The sequence below is a fragment of the Pseudomonas sp. PDM30 genome (assembly GCF_019218985.1).
In the GTDB taxonomy this organism is placed as follows: Bacteria; Pseudomonadota; Gammaproteobacteria; order Pseudomonadales; family Pseudomonadaceae; genus Aquipseudomonas; species Aquipseudomonas jessenii.
The window spans coordinates 135,868-152,845 of sequence record NZ_JAHUWM010000008.1 but is presented as its reverse complement, the minus strand read 5'-3'; the positions used below and the strand labels follow the sequence as shown (position 1 = coordinate 152,845).

13 protein-coding genes are annotated in these 16,978 nt (G+C 61.9%); all 13 read right to left on the bottom strand.

The annotated features are described in order from the left end of the window. Nucleotides 1–29 precede the first annotated feature (29 nt). Complete coding sequence (locus KW840_RS19575) at nt 30–758, bottom strand: cephalosporin hydroxylase family protein (RefSeq protein WP_090453807.1); 729 nt, start codon at nt 756–758, stop codon at nt 30–32. Between the two features lie 29 nt (nt 759–787). Continuing rightward, a complete protein-coding gene (locus tag KW840_RS19570) occupies nt 788–1,453 on the bottom strand; it encodes an acetyltransferase (protein ID WP_218497065.1) in 666 nt (221 codons plus the stop codon). Then, nucleotides 1,450–2,571: a DegT/DnrJ/EryC1/StrS aminotransferase family protein gene (locus tag KW840_RS19565; protein ID WP_057715905.1), complete on the bottom strand. Its 1,122-nt coding sequence runs from the start codon at nt 2,569–2,571 to the stop codon at nt 1,450–1,452. Before KW840_RS19565 ends, KW840_RS19570 begins: the two co-directional genes overlap by 4 nt. Then, nucleotides 2,568–3,794, bottom strand: coding sequence for a class I SAM-dependent methyltransferase (locus tag KW840_RS19560; RefSeq protein WP_090453801.1), 1,227 nt, complete (start codon nt 3,792–3,794; stop codon nt 2,568–2,570). The genes KW840_RS19565 and KW840_RS19560 overlap by 4 nt, the downstream gene beginning before the upstream one ends. Then, nucleotides 3,791–4,351: a dTDP-4-dehydrorhamnose 3,5-epimerase family protein gene (locus KW840_RS19555; RefSeq protein WP_090453799.1), complete on the bottom strand. Its 561-nt coding sequence runs from the start codon at nt 4,349–4,351 to the stop codon at nt 3,791–3,793. The genes KW840_RS19560 and KW840_RS19555 overlap by 4 nt, the downstream gene beginning before the upstream one ends. After that, nucleotides 4,348–5,430 carry a CDP-glucose 4,6-dehydratase gene (rfbG, locus tag KW840_RS19550; protein WP_218497062.1) on the bottom strand — a complete coding sequence of 361 codons (1,083 nt, stop codon included), beginning with the start codon at nt 5,428–5,430 and terminating at the stop codon, nt 4,348–4,350. The genes KW840_RS19555 and rfbG overlap by 4 nt, the downstream gene beginning before the upstream one ends. Next, nucleotides 5,412–6,185, bottom strand: a complete 774-nt coding sequence (rfbF, locus tag KW840_RS19545; protein WP_057715909.1) for a glucose-1-phosphate cytidylyltransferase — start codon at nt 6,183–6,185, stop codon at nt 5,412–5,414. The genes rfbG and rfbF overlap by 19 nt, the downstream gene beginning before the upstream one ends. Before the next feature lie 280 nt (nt 6,186–6,465). Beyond that, the gene (locus tag KW840_RS19540) at nt 6,466–10,059 is read right to left on the bottom strand and encodes a glycosyltransferase (protein WP_218497052.1); all 3,594 of its coding nucleotides are present in this window, start codon (nt 10,057–10,059) and stop codon (nt 6,466–6,468) included. Nucleotides 10,060–10,175: 116 nt separating this feature from the next. After that, entirely contained in the window at nt 10,176–11,747 is a 1,572-nt protein-coding gene (locus KW840_RS19535) for a flagellar hook-associated protein 3 (RefSeq protein WP_218497041.1), read from the bottom strand. A 13-nt stretch (nt 11,748–11,760) separates the two neighbouring features. Then, nucleotides 11,761–13,806, bottom strand: coding sequence for a flagellar hook-associated protein FlgK (gene flgK, locus KW840_RS19530; protein ID WP_218497039.1), 2,046 nt, complete (start codon nt 13,804–13,806; stop codon nt 11,761–11,763). 23 nt (nt 13,807–13,829) lie between these two features. Then, a complete protein-coding gene (gene flgJ / locus KW840_RS19525) occupies nt 13,830–15,116 on the bottom strand; it encodes a flagellar assembly peptidoglycan hydrolase FlgJ (RefSeq protein WP_218497037.1) in 1,287 nt (428 codons plus the stop codon). Between the two features lie 11 nt (nt 15,117–15,127). After that, complete coding sequence (locus KW840_RS19520) at nt 15,128–16,216, bottom strand: flagellar basal body P-ring protein FlgI (protein WP_057715914.1); 1,089 nt, start codon at nt 16,214–16,216, stop codon at nt 15,128–15,130. 27 nt (nt 16,217–16,243) lie between these two features. Continuing rightward, nucleotides 16,244–16,939 carry a flagellar basal body L-ring protein FlgH gene (flgH, locus tag KW840_RS19515; RefSeq protein WP_057715915.1) on the bottom strand — a complete coding sequence of 232 codons (696 nt, stop codon included), beginning with the start codon at nt 16,937–16,939 and terminating at the stop codon, nt 16,244–16,246. Between the last annotated feature and the right edge of the window lie 39 nt (nt 16,940–16,978).

Here is a 16,978-nt window from a genome sequence, read left to right as displayed (position 1 = left end):
GCCGAAAAAACCCAACGATGTCTTGTCGATTACCGCACGCGACGCAGATAGCCATCCGGTGCGACGGTGATCAGCAGCTTGCTGTGAATGGCCTGATCGATTTCAAAACCGCCGTTTTCTTCCAGGTAAGCCCATACCGCGGTCTTCGGGTTGTCACCCTTGCCCCACGGACGGTCCGGGAACGCGTCTTCGGGCATGTCTTCAACCACGGTATCCATCACCACGCAGTAGCTGCCCACCGAGGTCATCGGCGCATAGGCCCGCAGCTCTTCCAGGACGTGCTCGTGGGTGTGGTTGGAGTCCAGCACCACCAGCACTTTCTTGCCTTCGACGCGCTGACGGACCTGCTCGACGATTGCCGGATCAATGCTCGAACCCTGGATCATCTGGATCCGCTTGCTCATCGGGTGCGCTTCGATCGCCTCACGGTTGTGCTGGCGGATATCGATGTCGACGCCCAGCACTTCGCCATGGCCGATCAGTTCGAGCATCGAGGCGTAAAACACCAGCGAGCCGCCGTGGGCAATACCGGTCTCGACAATGATGTCCGGCCGCAGCGCCCAGATGATCTCCTGCATGGCGACCATGTCCTGGGGAAACTGAATGATCGGGCGGCCCATCCAGCTGAAGTTGTAGGTGTACTTATGTTTGGCGGTCGTGCCAACCCAGTCCAGCGACGTGGCTTGCAACGCTTTGTCCTGTTGCAGGCCTTCGATGTTCTCTTTTACTTCTTCACGAAACTGCTCATGAGGATTCATTACAGACTCTCCGGAAATTGGTGCGGTGGTTAGTTGAAAACCCGACCGTCTTGAAAGGAAGCTGGATTGGTCTTGATGGTCCTGGCGGGACTGCCCACCACAACCGCATAGTCTGGAACGTCTTTGGTCACCACGGCGCCTGCACCGATGGTGACCCAACGACCGATGCACAATCGCGGCAGGATCGTGGCGTTGGTGCCGATGAAGGTGCCGTCGCCGATCTCGACGCAACCGGCAATGCAGACACCCGGCGCCATGAATACCGAATGGCCGATCTGTCCCTCATGCCCGACGACGCTGCCGGCGCTGATGCTGGTGTTATCACCGAGGCTGACTTGCGCCTGCATGATCACGCCCTCTTGCAGATAGGTGCCGACGCCCATGGTGATCATCGTCAAATCGATGCCCGGGTGGATGAAGTTGCCCAGGGTGCCGCCGGCCTCGACGATTTCGCAGGTGGTCCGGTAACGCAACGCCGTGGTGCCAGTGATCAGATTGACAAAGCGTGTATCGGGGCCTTTCAGCTCGGCCACCTTGTCGGTACCACCCACCACCGGCACGCCATAAAACAGCGTGCCTTGCTTCGCCGGATCGTTATCGAGAAAGGCGAACTGCACGTCCGGCTGGCTGCGTTGCAGGGTGAGGATCATCCGTACCGCTTCAGGATTGGCCGCCCCCAGCAGGTAAACCTTCATAGCCGCGTCCTTTTGAGTACCAGCGCGCGCAGCACCTCGATGACCCGTTGCTGATCGTCATCGGTCATGTCGTGATAACTCGGCAGATTGATCGCGCGCTCCGGCAGCGCATGCGCCACGGGCGAGTCAGCCGTCAGTTCGCTGAACATCGGCAAGGACGACAGCGGCCAGAAGAACACCCGCGCATCGATATCGGCGGCCTGGAAGGCTGCAATCAACATGTCCCGCGTGATCCCCAGCTCGCGGTCAAAGACGACGGTGGGCATCCAGTAACCGTTGCGTGCGTGTTCGGGCTCAGGGTTCATGGACAGGCCCGGCAGCAGGGCCAGCGCCTGGGCATAGTTGGCGAAGATCGCGCGCTTGCGTTCGATCAGCTCGTCGATCCGTTCAACCTGCGCGCAACCGACGGCCGCTTGCAGGTTGCTCATTTTGTATTTGAAACCCAGGAAATCCGGCCAGAACTGTTTGCTGCTGCCCGCTACCCGGCCATGGTTGGACAGGGTCAATACCCGGTCATACAGGGCCTTGTCCGACGTCACGAAGATCCCGCCTTCGCCGGTGGTCATGGTCTTGGTGCCGTGAAAGGAAAACGCACCGAACGCGCCCAGTGAACCCGCCGCCTGACCGCGCCACTGCGAGCCGATCGCCTCGGCGGCGTCTTCGATGACCGGCAGGCCAAACTCGCGACCGATGGCCAGCAGCGCATCCATGTCGCAGAGATTGCCGTAGAGGTGCACCGCCAGAATCGCCTTGGTCCGTGGGGTAATTGCCCGGCGAACCTGCTGCGGGTCAAGGCACCAACTGTCGGCCAGCACGTCGACGAACACCGGTGTCGCACCCAGATAGGTGATGGGCGCAGCCGAGGCGATCCAGTTGGTATCGGCGAGGATCACCTCATCGCCGGCACCGATGCCCAGCGCCGCCATGCCCATGTGCAGCGCGCCGGTGCAACTGGACGTTGCAATCGCGTAGGTCGCACCCACGTGCTCGGCAAAGGACTTTTCGAAGCGTGTCAGGTACTCGTAGCAGCGCTCTCCCCAACCATGGCGGACGGCATCGAGAACGTAGTCGGCTTCCAGCTCACCGACACTGGGCTTGGTGTAATGAATTCGGCTCATCGAATGATCAACTCGGGAATGGCAATGACAAAACGACCGTCCCATGCACGAATGCCGGCAAAGGCCTGGGTGATCTCATCCAGCAGGTTCCACGGCAGCACCAGCACGTAGTCCGGTTTTTCGATGTCGATCTGTGCCGGCGACACGATCGGAATGCGGCTACCGGGCAGGTACTTGCCTTGCTTGTGCGGGTTGGCATCGGCCACCCAGGCCAGCAGGTCCGGCTTGACCCCGGCGTAGTTGAGCAAGGTGTTGCCCTTGGCGGCGGCGCCGTAGCCGACCACGCGCTTGCCATCGGCCTTGGCCTGCAACAGGAAGCGCAGCAGGTCATGCTTGATGCGCTCGGCGGCGGGCGCCAGGGTCGCGTAGTACTCAGGGGTTTTCACCCCGGCGGCGAGTTCAGCCTGCAGCTGTTGCCGAACCGTCGGTTGCACTTCACGACGCTCGCCGTCCAGCCGCTGGACGAAGACCCGCAGCGAGCCGCCATGGGTGGGGAGCTGACTGACGTCGAACACTTGCAGGCCATTGCGCTCGCACAAGGTCTGCACAGCGGTCAGCGACAGGTAGGAATAATGCTCGTGGTACAGCGTGTCGAACTGCTGGCCGGCCATCAGGGTCAGCAACTGCGGGAATTCGAAAGTCGCCACACCCGCCGGCTTGAGCAAGGTCGCAAAGCCGCCGAGGAAATCGTTGATATCCGGGACGTGGGCCAACACGTTGTTGGCGGCCATCAGGTCGGCGCCCCAGCCTTCGTTTTTCAATTGCGCGGCGGTGTCGCGACCGAAAAACAGCTCACGAATCTCCAAGCCTTTTTCCCGCGCCGCTTGCGCGGTGCTGCGGGTCGGCTCGACGCCCAGGCAAGGGATGCCGCGCCCGGCCACGTACTGCAACAGGTAACCGTCGTTGGCCGCGACTTCCACCACACGGCTGTCGGCGCTCAGGCCGAAGCGTTCGACCATCTCGGCCACATAACGCTCGGCATGGGCCAGCCAGGTGCTGGAGAACGAACTGAAATAGGCGTACTCGGCATCGAACAGGCTGTCGGCGCTGGTGTAATCCTCGGTTTGCACCAGCCAGCACTGCTGGCACACGGCAACCTTCAACGGCACCCATTGTTCGGCCTGCTCCAGCTGATCGGCACGCACGTAAGCGTTGGACGGCGGCGAGGTGCCCAGGTCAATCAGCGGCAGGGCCAGCGCAGCGGCGCAACCACGGCAGTTCATAGACGCACTCCGGCAAAGTGTTCATCGAGCGCCGGATGGCTCGCATCGCGCACCGACAGATTATTGACAGGCAACGGCCAGGCAATCGCCAGCCGTGGATCGAGCACCGACAACCCGCCTTCATGTTCCGGCGTGTAGTCGTTGCTGTGCAGGTAAAGCAGCTCGGCATCGGCACTCAGGGTCTGGAAGCCATGAGCGAACCCGGCAGGAATCAACAGGCTGCGGCCATCGCCGGCACGCAGGTGTTCGGCGTGCCAGTGCAGGAAAGTCTCGGAGTCGGGACGCAGATCCACCGCGACATCCCAGACTTCACCGCGCAGGCAGGTGATCAATTTGGCTTCCGGTGCACGGGCACTCTGGTAATGCAGGCCACGCACGCTGCCGCGTTCGCGGGTGCAGGAGTGATTGATCTGGCGAATATGAAACGCCTGGCCAAACGCACCGAGGCTGCCTTCGCAAAACAACCGGGAAAAGTGCCCGCGCTCGTCCTCGAAACGTTTGTGCTGCACGCTGAACAATCCGTTCAGCGGCAACGTCTTCAGCAGAAATTCACTCACAGCGTGCCTCGGTACAGGTTCAATTGCGCCAGGCTGACGGCGCGCATGTCATCGCCGTTCTGCCACGCCAAATGCCAATCCAGGGTCTGGGTCAGGCACTGCTGCAACGACCAGCGCGGTTGCCAGCCCAGCAGTTGACGGGCGCGGCTGCTGTCCAGGCGCAACAGGCCGGCCTCATGCATATCGCTCGGTTCGATGCGTAGCCCGCGTGCTTGCGGCCAACGGCTGGCGAGCAGTTCGACCACTTCACCGACGCTGCGCATGTCCGCTTCACCGGGGCCGAAATTCCACGCCCCGGCGAATTGCGGGCCCTGCTCAAACAGGCCGGCCGCCAGTTGCAGATAGCCGGCCAGCGGTTCCAGCGCGTGCTGCCATGGGCGCACCGCCTGGGGATAACGCAAGGTCACGGGCTCATCCGCCGACCACGCCCGCAGCACGTCGGGAATCAGCCGCTCCGGGGCAAAATCGCCACCACCGAGCACATTGCCGGCGCGGGCCGTGGCCAACGCCAGACCATGCTCGGCATGCTTTTGCGGCGCAAAGAACGAGGCGGCATAGGATTGCGCCAGCAATTCGCAGCACGCCTTGCTGCTGCTGTAGGGATCATGACCGCCCAACGCTTCGTTTTCGCGGTACGGCCACAGCCATTCCTGATTGGCGTAGACCTTGTCGGTGGTCACCAGCACGCAGGCGCGCACGCCGCCCACCTGACGGATCGCCTCGAGCAGGTTGAGCGTGCCCATGACGTTACTGGAGTACGTGCCCAACGGGTCGCGATAACCTTCGCGCACCAGCGGCTGGGCCGCCAGGTGCAGAACGATCTGCGGCTGGGTTTCGGCGATCAGTTCCAGCAAGGCCCCCAGATCACGCAGGTCGCCGCGCTGATCATTGATGCCTTCGTGAACCCGGGCCAGTTCGAACAGGCTCGGCTCGGTGGACGGGTCGAGGGAAAACCCGCTGACCTCGGCACCCAGGCTTTGCAGCCACAACGTCAGCCAACTGCCCTTGAACCCGGTGTGGCCGGTGACCAGCACGCGCTTGCCACGCCAGAATTGCGGGCTCAATCCCATTGCTTCCATGGGGCCTCCCCGCTCTGCCACAGCGCTTCGAGGTGATTCTTGTCGCGCAGGGTATCCATCGGTTGCCAGAAACCGTCGTGCTGGAACGCCATGAGTTCGCCGCGCTCGGCCAGGCCGTCCAGCGGGCCGGACTCCCACGAGGTTTCATCGCCGTCAATCAACGGCAGCACTTTGGGCGACAGGACAAAGAACCCGCCATTGATCCAGCCACCGTCGCCGCGAGGTTTTTCAGTGAAGCCCAAGACCTTGTCGCCATCGCGATTGAGGGCGCCGTAGCGACCTGGTGGCTGTACCGCAGTGACGGTCGCCAGCTTTCCGTGCTTGAGATGGAAATCCACCAACGCACCGATATTGAGGTCCGACACGCCGTCGCCATAGGTAAAACAGAAGGCCTTTTCGTCTTCGAGGTAGCGTCGGGCACGGCGCAACCGGCCGCCGGTCATGGTCTCTTCGCCGGTATCGATCAGCGTGACGCGCCATGGCTCGCTGTAGTTCTGGTGAACATCCATGCGGTTATTGCGCATGTCGAACGTGACGTCGGAGGTGTGCAGGAAGTAGTTGGCGAAGAAGTCCTTGATCGCATAGCCCTTGTAGCCAAGACAGATCACGAAATCGTGGATTCCGTGAGCGGAGTACTGCTTCATGATGTGCCAGAGAATTGGCTTGCCGCCGACCTCGATCATCGGCTTGGGCTTGAGGTGCGACTCCTCGCTGATCCGCGTACCCAGGCCACCCGCCAAAATAACTGCCTTCATCCCCTTCCCTCTTGTTCGTCACAGGGCTCAGCCAAGCTGTATCAAGCTTTTGCGGGGCCATCTGGGTTAAACCTGCCGCCGTTCAGGACACGTCCGGACTCCCCGGAAGTGCTCGTTTTATGGCGATATAAGGGGGACTTGCAGGAAACGCGCCAGCTCTTTCAATCCGCTACCGGGCAATGCCTGGCGGGCATCTTCAACGCTGATTGGAAAACCTGGCGGCAAAAAAAAGGCAGGCGACTCAACGTCGCCTGCCTGGACGGGATGGATGCGCGAACGGTCAGTCCGCCAGCCAGCCATTTTCCCAGTAGCGCAAATTGTCGCCGCGCAGCACGTAGTCACGCAGCACGATCTCGCGCAACTCATCGCCCATGCGATAGCTGGCGTCCGGATCGGCCAGGTGCATGCGGATCGCCTGCAGCCATTCATCCGTGGAGTTGGTCTTGATCCGGGTGCACGGCAAGTAGCCGCGATAGGCTTCGGTGTCGGTGCAGATCACCGGGTAACCGCACGCGCCATACTCCAGCAGCCGCAGGTTGCTCTTGCAGTCGTTGAAGATGTGGAACTCCAACGGCGCCAATGCCAGATCCAGGTTCAGGCTGGCCAGCTTGGCCGGGTACACATCCAGCCCGATCACCCCATGAAACTCATGCATGTACGGGCGCAAATCGTCCGGGCACATGCCGAAGAAGACCCAGTCGACTTCATTGGCCAATTCGCGGACCACATCGGCGATGACCGCCAGGTCACCGTGGTGGCTGGTGCCGCCACCCCAGCCGACCCGAGGCTTTTTCGAAGTGCGGCGCTGACTGCGCAGATCGGTCCACAAGTGCGACGCCAACATGTTGGGTACCACGCGGATGTCGTGATGCATGTCCGACAGCGCGTTACCCAGCGGTTCGGTGGAGACCACCACGCGATCGCACATGCCGATGGCGCGCCGGACCAGCGCCTCCATTTCATCCTTGCCCGGCATATTGCGAATATGCGCATTACGGTGCGGGACGTTGATCACAAAGTCATCCAGCTCATAGATACGTCGCGCGCTGGAATATTTTTGCAGGCTCGGGATTTCGTTGATCGGACCTTCGGAATAGCGCCCCTGCAAGATGATCACGTCAGGCGAATGGCGCTCGACTTCGATGATGGTCGGCAGGTTGTAATGAATGCGCCCATGCGCCCTGCCGGCGGCCTCCAGTTCGATCAGCGGTTGCGTGACCCGATAATGGCCAATGGCGGATGCGTTGACCGGCAACGCGAGAATCTTCGGCAATTGCGCCTTGGAAAACGGACTCCAACCGGATCGCAAGCCGGGCTCGAGACTGAAGCTTGCCCCGCCCACCCCCTGCAACGCCAGGTTGGAGTTGTAGGCCGGATCACGGGCCACGATCGGCAGCCAGCGCTTATAGAAAACCTCCTGCTCCTGTTCGCTCCGGGCCTGGTCACCCTCTTGCGCAACTACCGCCGGTTGCGCGCCCAAGGCCAGTTGCGCGTGGGGCGTCCACACCACCAGATAACCTTCCTGGCCGACCCGCAGGCACAAGTCCACCTCGTTGAGGGAGTGCGCCAGGCCCTGCTCATCCAGGCCGCCGACCGCATCGAAGACCGCCTTGCGCACCATCAGGCAGTCGCCGCCGACGGCACTGAAATTGTGGGCGACCTGCAAGCGGTACATGTAGCCTGCCGCGTGCAGCATCTCGCCATGGAACGGCACGCCGGCGGGCCCTTGCAGCCCGAGAATCAGGCCGGCATGCAGCACGCGGCCATCGGGGTTGAACAGCTTGGCCCCCACCACGCCGACTTCCGGACGTTGCGCATGATTGAGCAGTTCACCCAGCCATTGCGCCTGGGTGATCACCGTGTAGGGGTTGAGCATCAGGACATACTCGCCAGCAGCCTGCTGCACGGCGAAGTTGCGCACCGCCGCTGCATTGCCCTGCAACTCGTAACGCAACACCCGGACCCGGTCGCTGCCCAGTTGCGCCATGCCGGCGAACCAGTCAAGCGCCTCGGCGCTCTCGCTGCCATTGTCCACCAACAGCAACTCGTATTCACCGTACGCGGTTTTCTCCAACAAGCTCTCGACACAGCGTTGCAACGCCAGGGTCTGGTCCTTGCTGACGATAGCGATCGACACCAGCGGCCGATCTTCATGGTGATAGTCGACCCGATTGAGCAGTGCCGAACTGCCCTGGCGAATGCCGTGGGCGACACCCAGGCGCTGCAAGTGCGCCTCGAGTAACCGCGGATTGGTGTCCACCACTTGCGGCAGCGACAGCCATTTGGTCAGGTCGAACGCCGACTCCAGCAGAACCTCCGAAACGTGTCCGACCACCTGCGTACCGCCGCTCTCGACCATTCGCCACAACACATCGTGTGGCGCCAGTTCGCCGTACACCGAATCGAAACCGCCCAGCGCCAGGAACTGCTCGCGCTCGAATGCCAGCGCTCGCCCCACGTAGGGATAACTGCGCATCAGGTCCAGGTTGAAGTCCGGCTTAAAGGCAGGCTCGGCCGACTCCCCCTGATGCAACCCACCTTCGTCGCTGTACAGACAGGTAATCGCGCGCGACAGCGCAATGCGTTCAGCCATGACCAGCAAGGCCGGCGCCACCAGCCGATCACCGGCACGCAGCAGATAGAACCAGCCAGTGCCTTCCAGTTGCGGTAACAAGGCGTTGATCTGCTGCTGCCAGTCGTCCTGCAACGGCAAACGGAACACGCGCTCGTCGAGCACGGCTTCTGTGCACGATGCCGACAGCACCAGCGTCAGCTCAGGGGCGTAATCCTGATCCGCCAGCGATTGCAGGGTGAGCTCCAACGCCGAACGGCTGCCGTGCTCATCGATGATGATCGGAACGATTTTGGGCTTTGTTGGCCACGCTTCCAACGTGTCCGCCAACAGCTCGCGCTGACCGTCGGTGAGACGGCGGCACGCCAGCCACTGGGCATACAGTTGCGCGAAACTGACACTGGCAATACCGACATGCCAGTCCTGGGTGGTCTGCTTGGTGCCCAGGGTCCGGCTCAGCGGCAACTCCTCCCAAACCCGCGGCGACTCCTCCACCCGGGTCAATGGCAGATAGCGCACCCAGCCCTGGGCCGGCGCTGATTCGCCGCTACGTGCCTTGAGCATCTGCGACAGCCACTGCCGCTCGATTTCGGCTGCGTCCTTCATCGACTGTTGGCCGCTCAATCGTTCGGGGTACAGGCGTTCGACGCCGAGCACGTGATTGGACACCGCCAGGTTGCCGCGCCGCATCAGGCAGACATACAAGGCGAAGTCGAGGGTCGCGACGAAGCAATGGCCTGGCTGAGTCAGTGCCGGGAACAGTTCGAGCACGTCAGCCCGACGGAACATCGCGTTGCTGAAACCACCGAGGATGTTGACCGGGAAATTTTCGAAGATCGCCAGCAGGTCCTCCCCCTTGAACACCCCGCCCACAGGGGACAGCGGGGTATTTTCCAGGCGCGAAGGCAGAGGCATGTCGTCGGCATCCCAAAGCAGTCGCTGAGCGACGACTAGGTTGACGTCGGCACAATCGATGAGCATCTGCGCCTGACGCTCGATGCAGGCCGAGAACAACTGGTCGTCATCACAAAGAAATTTGATGTACTCGCCCCGCGCCTGCTCCAGGCAAGCCTGCAGGTTACCCACCAGCCCCAGGGTTCGCGGGTTACGCACATAACGTACGCTCGCCCCCTCCTCAACCAGCGAAGCCACGATGTCTTCGATTTCCTGGCCGCGACTGTCATCGCAAACGATGATCTCCAGATTGCCGTAGCTCTGGCTCACCGCCGTGTGCAAGGCACGACCGAAAAAGCGCGGATTGAAGGCGGGAATGACCAGGCTGACAAGCGGGAGTGAATTCACGGCGGGCTCACAGGCGGCGCGAGCCCGCCCTGAATAGCGAGCCCTTTGTTACCGCAAAAAAAGACGATAAATACTGAAGGGACAAGGCCATCGGGCGCCTGCGCGCCCGACCACCGTCAGATCTTGTTGAACAGGCCCAGCTGGGAAATCTTGCTGAAGGCCAGCTGCGCAGCCTGCAACATGGTTTGCTGCAAGGTCAGGCGAGTCATGACTTCGGCCGGGTCCGAATCGCGAATTGACTTCTGGCTCTCGCTGTTCGCAAGGGTCAGGCTCTCGTTGGTCGCGGTCTGGTTATCCAGCGCCTGGCCGCGAGCACCGATCGTGGTGATGGCCGAACCGATCTGGTTGGCCGCACTGTCGATGTTGCCCATTCCCGACTCCATGGCCCCCAGAAACTTCTGCTTGGCCACTGCGTCGCCGTCGACTGGCGTGTTCAGCGCGGTGATCATCTGGCCCAGGGTGTCGAGCACGTTCTGGGTCTGATGGTTGTTGTTCTGGATCACGAACTGGTCGCCGGACGCTGGAGTGCCTCCGCCCAGGGCAAAGGTCACGCCCGCCGCGGTGGCGTTGCCGCCCGAAACCGTGCCCGACGAGACCGGCTTGCTGTCAGCGGTGACCGGGGCTGCATACAGGTCGAAATTGGTGGCGCTGGTGAACTTGAGGATCGCCCCGCCCGCCGGGAAGGCGTTGGTGTAAGCCGTCGGGTCGGTCACGCTGGAACCGGTGATGACCGCCGTCGACGGGTTACCGGCGCTGCGCGAGGTGTTGAAGGTATCCGACGTGGAAGACAGATTGAAACTGTGGCCGGCGATCACCGCATCCGGGTTGGTATCACCGGATTTGAGGTTGATGTTCAGCTTGAGGTCGACGCCACGGAAACTGACCGTCTGGTTGGCGCCGTTGGCATTGCTGATCAGACCGTTCTGGCTGGCTTCGGCGGTCACGTCGTTGCCCAGCGAGTCGGTGATCTTCAACTGGGTGCTGCTGAGGAAACTGACGGTGTAGGGCTGGCCGCCAGTGAACTTCGCGTTGTAGGTGGAGCTGGTGCCAACCGTACCGTTGGACAGCACCACGCGACCGTCATCCACCACCGGAGCAGTCATGGTGGTCTGGGTGCGACTGGTATTGATGGTCTGCTGGAACGCATCCCAGCCAGTGGTGTTGGTCCCGACCGTCATGCCATCGCCAATGCCAAGGTCGATGGTGGTCTGGTCACCGTTGTAGCTGTAGGTGCCGTCGGCATTCTGCGAGTAAGGCGCGGTGTCGGTTTTCGAACCGGAGAACAGGTAGTTGCCGCTCGCGTCCTTGGAGTTCATCAGGCCCAGCACTTGTTGCTGGATCTGGCCCAGTTCCGACGCATAAGCCTTGCGGTCCGCGTCGGTGGCAATGCCGTTGCTGGCAGCGAGGGCCAGTTCCTTGACGCGCTGCAGAGCCGTACCGATGGAGTCGAGCGTGGTTTCCTGCAGGCTCAACGCATTTTTGGTGCTGCCGATGTTGGTTTTGTACTGATCAAGCATCGCGCTCTGCTGACCCAGTTGCAGCAAACGACCGGCGCCGATCGGATCATCGGCGGCGGTATTGATGCGGACCAGGCTGCTGGCTTCGTTGCTGGTCGCGATGGCCTTGTTGAAGTTGCGCTGGTAGTTGGCAGCGGTGATTTCGTAATACTGGGCGGTGGAAATGCGCATGAATTACGACTCCTTAAAGGCTATTGATCAGCGTGGTGAAAATTTCCTGCGCAGCCTTGATGATCTGCGAAGACGCGGTGTAGTACTGCTGGTACTTGACCAGGTTGCCGGTTTCCTCATCCAGGTCGACCCCGGAGTTCGAATCCCGCGCCCCCTTGGCATTGGCCAGGATTGCCGTGGTGGCGTCACTGTCGGACTTGCCCTGGGCAGCCTTGGCGCCGACGTTGGTCACCAGCTTGTTGTAGGCATCGGTCAGGCTGATGCCCTTGCTCGCCGTGCCGGTGTCTACGGTCTGTTTGGTTTGCAAACCCACCAGCGCTTGAGCATTGCGGTTGTCCGAAGACGCCGCGCCGGTCAGGTTGATGGTGAAGCTTTCGCCGCTGGCTGGCGTGGCGCCGACCGTGGTCTGCACAGTGAAGGTCTTCTGCACGGCTGGCGTGACGCTGTTGTCCATCACCGGCGCACCGCTGGCATCGACCATGCCCACTTTCAGGTTCAGGGTGTTGCTCTGGCCGGGAACGATGGTGCCGGTGCCGATCGAGTTGCCCTTGGCATCGACCATGTTGTAGGTCTGGCTACCGCCGCTGGCCGCCCCGAACACCAGTTTGACCGGCGTCGAGTTCTTGAGCGCGGTCTGCATTTCTGCCTGGGCCGCCGGGTTGTAGATATCGATGGTGCTGGTCAGCGTCGGCTGGGTGTAGGTGCCGGTGTTGTTGGCGCTGGTCACGCCGGTCAAGGGTGCGGCCGCGGCGATTTTTTTCGGGTCGGTAAGCACGGTCTGGATACCGGCCGCCGCGCCACGGGTCGGTGTCACCTTGAACGAGTCGCCAGCGCTCAACGCACCGCCGTTCAGGTTCAGGCTGAAGCCGTCGATCACCGGAGCCGGCGTCGTCGTGGTGCTGAACGAGCCCATGTCGGTGCCGTCCGAGCGCTTGACGGTGTAGTTGGTTGCGCTGGTGAACGTCACCTGATAGTCGCTGGCGGTCAGCTTGCCGGTGTCCTTGATGGTGACATCCAGATTGCCGGAGCCGGCACTGTTGCCCGCTGCCGCAATGCTGCGCTGACTGATCAGGGCGGCACTGTTGATGTTGTTGAAGATCGCCGCGCCGAAGTCACCGTTCTTGTCGATGCCTTGCGCCTGCTGGCTGTTGATCTGGTCGGCCACCACCAGCGCCACGCGCCCCAGCTCATTGAGCGAAGGGTCGAGCACTTCCTTGCGGTAAGTCAGCAGACCACCGATTTCACCACCGCTGATCACCGAGGTCACGTCGATGGTGCTGGAGCCACGGTTCAGCTGCAGCGCCATGCGCGATGGATCGTTCTGGCTCGGCACGGTTTGCAGTGAATTGGTGGTGTTGCCGACCACCAGGGGCTGGCCGCTGCCGATGTAGATGTCGTAGCTGCTGCCACGCTCGACCACTTGGGTACCGACCAGCTCGGACAGTTGCCGCACGGCTTCGTTGCGTGAGTCCAGCAGGTCGTTTGGCTGATTGGTGCCGGTGGAGAGCTCGGAAATCTTCTGGTTGAGCGTGGCAATAGTGGTAGACAGCTTGTTCACCTGATCCGCCATGTCGCCCAGGCTGCCGTTCAGGTTGGTGTTCTGGTCGTTCAACTGCTTGGCAATCGAATTGAAGCGGGCGGACAGGGCCTGGGCACCGGTCAGCACCGACTGGCGGGACGTGTCGTCGGTGGCCGAGGTCGAAACGCCCTGCATCGAGGTGAAGAACTTTTGCAGCACGCCGGTCAGCCCGGTGTTGGTATCGGAAAGCGTGGCGTCCAGCGGAGTGGCCTGAGCGTTGTACGACGCCGCTTCGCTGTTGAGCGAGGTGGCGGTACGCAACTGCGAATCGAGGTAGGCGTTGTACACGCGACGCACATCGGCCAGCGTTGTGCCGGTGCCGATGAACACATTGCCGTACTGAATCGAGCCTTTGGTGCTCTGCACAGATTGCTGGCGCGAGTACCCGGCGGTGTCGACGTTGGCAATGTTGTTGCCGGTCGTCACCAACGAGTTATGGCCAGCACTCAGCCCCGACATCCCGATATTGAGCAAACTCATGGTTCAGACCTTATACCTTGTGCCTATAAAGGCGTAGTTGAAACGCCCGCCGCAGCGTAGTTCTGGTAACTCGTCATCTGCTTGGCTATCTGCGAAATCTTGCTCGCGTAGTTCGGATCGGTTGCGTAACCGGCCTTCTGCAACTCGCGTACAAACTGTTCTGGGTTATCGGCCGACTTCACGACATCTTGATAGCGATTGTTGGTCTGCAGCAAAGTTACAAGGTCGTGGAAACTGTCCTCGTAGGAGTCGTAGGAGCGGAACTGCGCCGTCTCCTTGACCATCTGCCCGTTCCTGAATTCGCTGGTGATCGCCCGCGCCGAATTGCCCTGCCAACTATTGCCGGCCTTGATGCCGAACAGGTTGTGGCTGCTGCTGCCGTCCTGAGCACGCATGACCGACTTGCCCCAGCCGGTTTCCAGGGCCGCCTGCGCCACCAGGTAACGCGGATCGACACCAATGCGGGCCGCCGCTTCCTTGGCCATCGGCAACATGGTGTTGACGAACTGGTCGGCGGAACCGAAGGCTTTCTTCGCCGGCGCCAGCGGTATCTGCGCCATGGCGCGACCATAGATCTGCATGCCGCCACTGGAGGTTTGCTGCGCGCTGGCCAGCCAGTCGCCGTTATACAAAGGACCGGTGCCAGTGCTTGTCGCGCGCTCAGGCAACGGTGTCTTGTTGATCGTCGTGGCTGCGGCCGTCGCCGAAGGCACCAGCCCGGCCAACAGACGATCAGCCAGCTTCGGCGGCAATGCCAGGCGTCGCTGATTGATCAGAGCCATGTCATTGCGATGACCACCCTCGCCCGCCTCTTGCGGCGCCTGGACCGATCGCGAAGCCCACAATGGACGCTGGCCATTGACCCGCGACAGCGGCCCATTGACCGCAACCGTGCCCGCCGCCACCGGCGTTTGCACGGCGGCCTTGGCGGCCTCTTGCTTGGCCAGCGATGCAGCAGCGGCCTCGCCCGGCGCCAATGGCTTGTTCTTCGACATCTGGCGCATCAGCACGTCCGCCAGGCCGATACCACCGCCCTCGCGGGACATGGAAACAGCCAGTTGCTGGTCGTACATTTCCTGGTACTGCTTGGCCGCCGGCGTGTTCATCGGATTGTCCTGCCCCAGCGCTTCGGTTGCCGAGCGCATGGACTTGAGCATCTCACCGAGGAACAGCGATTCGAACTCCTGCGCCACCTTGCGCATGTTGCCGTCGCTGTTCTTGTCGCCGACCTTGAGCTGATTCAGACGATTGAGGTCCGAATAGGAGCCCGAATCGCTGCTGCTGACCAGACCGCTCTTGCGCATATCCACGATGGCCGTCCTCAGATCACGATCAGATCGGCTTGCAGGGCGCCGGCCTGCTTCAGCGCTTCGAGGATGGCCATCAAGTCACCCGGTGCTGCGCCGACCTGGTTCACCGCCCGCACGATCTCGTCGAGGGTGGTACCAGGGCCGAACTTGAACATCGGCTTGGCTTCCTGCTGGGCGTTGACCTTCGAACGCGGCACCACCGCCGTCGTGCCATTGGACAGAGGGCCGGGCTGGCTGACGATCGGGTCTTCGGTAATGGTCACGGTCAGGCTGCCGTGGGTCACGGCGGCCGGGGAAACCTTGACGTTCTGGCCGATCACGATGGTGCCGGTACGGGAGTTGATGATGACTTTCGCGACTGCCTGGCCCGGATCGACTTCGAGGTTTTCCAGGATCGACAGGTAGTCGACGCGCTGGCTCGGATCGAGCGGCGCGGTGACGCGAATCGACCCGCCGTCGATGGCCTGGGCCACGCCAGGACCGAGCATGTTGTTGATCTTGTCGACGATGCGCTTGGCGGTGGTGAAGTCGGAACGGTTGAGGTTCAGCGTCAGGCTGTTGCCCTGGTTGAAACCGCTCGGCACCGCGCGCTCCACCGATGCACCACCAGGGATGCGACCGGCCGACGGAACGTTGACGGTGATCTTCGAGCCATCTCGCCCTTCCGCGTCGAAACCGCCGACCACCAGGTTGCCTTGGGCCACCGCATAGACGTTGCCATCGATACCCTTGAGTGGCGTCAGCAGCAAGGTGCCGCCACGCAGGCTCTTGGAGTTACCGATGGACGAAACGGTGATATCGACCTGCTGACCCGGCTTGGCGAACGCCGGCAAATCGGCGCTGATCGACACCGCCGCGACGTTCTTCAACTGCACGTTGCCCGAACCCGGCGGCACCTTGATGCCGAACTGCGAGAGCATGTTGTTGAAGGTCTGCAGGGTGAACGGGGTCTGCGTCGTCTGGTCGCCGGTGCCGTTCAGCCCGACCACCAGGCCGTAGCCGATCAATTGGTTGGAACGCACGCCGGAAATGCTGGCGATGTCCTTCAGGCGCTCGGCTTGAACGTTGAACGCTGCGGACATCAGGAACGCAGCCATCATGAGACTTCTGAAATTCAACGTAACCACCTAGAAAGGGAACAGCGGGCTGAGGAAGAAACGGTCGAACCAGCCTGGCTGACTCGCATCGGCAAACGAGCCGGTCCCCGAGTAGGTGATGCGCGCATCGGCGACACGGGTCGACGGCACGGTGTTGTCGGTGGCGATGTCATCGGCGCGAACCAGGCCGGCAATCCGCACCAGCTCGTCGCCGGTGTTGAGGGTCATCCACTTCTCGCCGCGTACCGCGATAATGCCGTTGGGCAACACATCGGCGACGGTGACAGTGATCGAACCGGTCAGGGTGTTGCCCTGAGCCGCCTTGCTGTCCCCCTTGGTCGCGCGGTCACCTTCGTAGCTGGCACTCAGGCTCAGGTCGCCATCGCTGAACGGGTTGTTGGTGGTGGCGCTGCTGCCGAACAGCGAACTCAGGCCGATGTTGGCCTTGCTGTTCTTGCCAATTTGCGAGTTGGCGTTTTTGCTGGCCTGGGTCCTTTCGTTCAGGGTGATGGTGATGATGTCACCGACCCGGAACGCCTTGCGGTCGCTGTAGAGGTTCTGTTCGAAACCGGCCTGATAGATCGAGCCATTGTTCGCGGCCGCCGGCAACGGCGTGCGCGGCAACACCGGAGCGTAGTAAGGGTCATTGGGCTTGGGCGTCGCAGGCACGCAACCTGCGAGCGCGGTGATCCCACTCAGTGCCAGAACAGATACATAGCGATTCATGACCCTACCTCACGGTGTTGCAGGCGACCCAATGGCCGC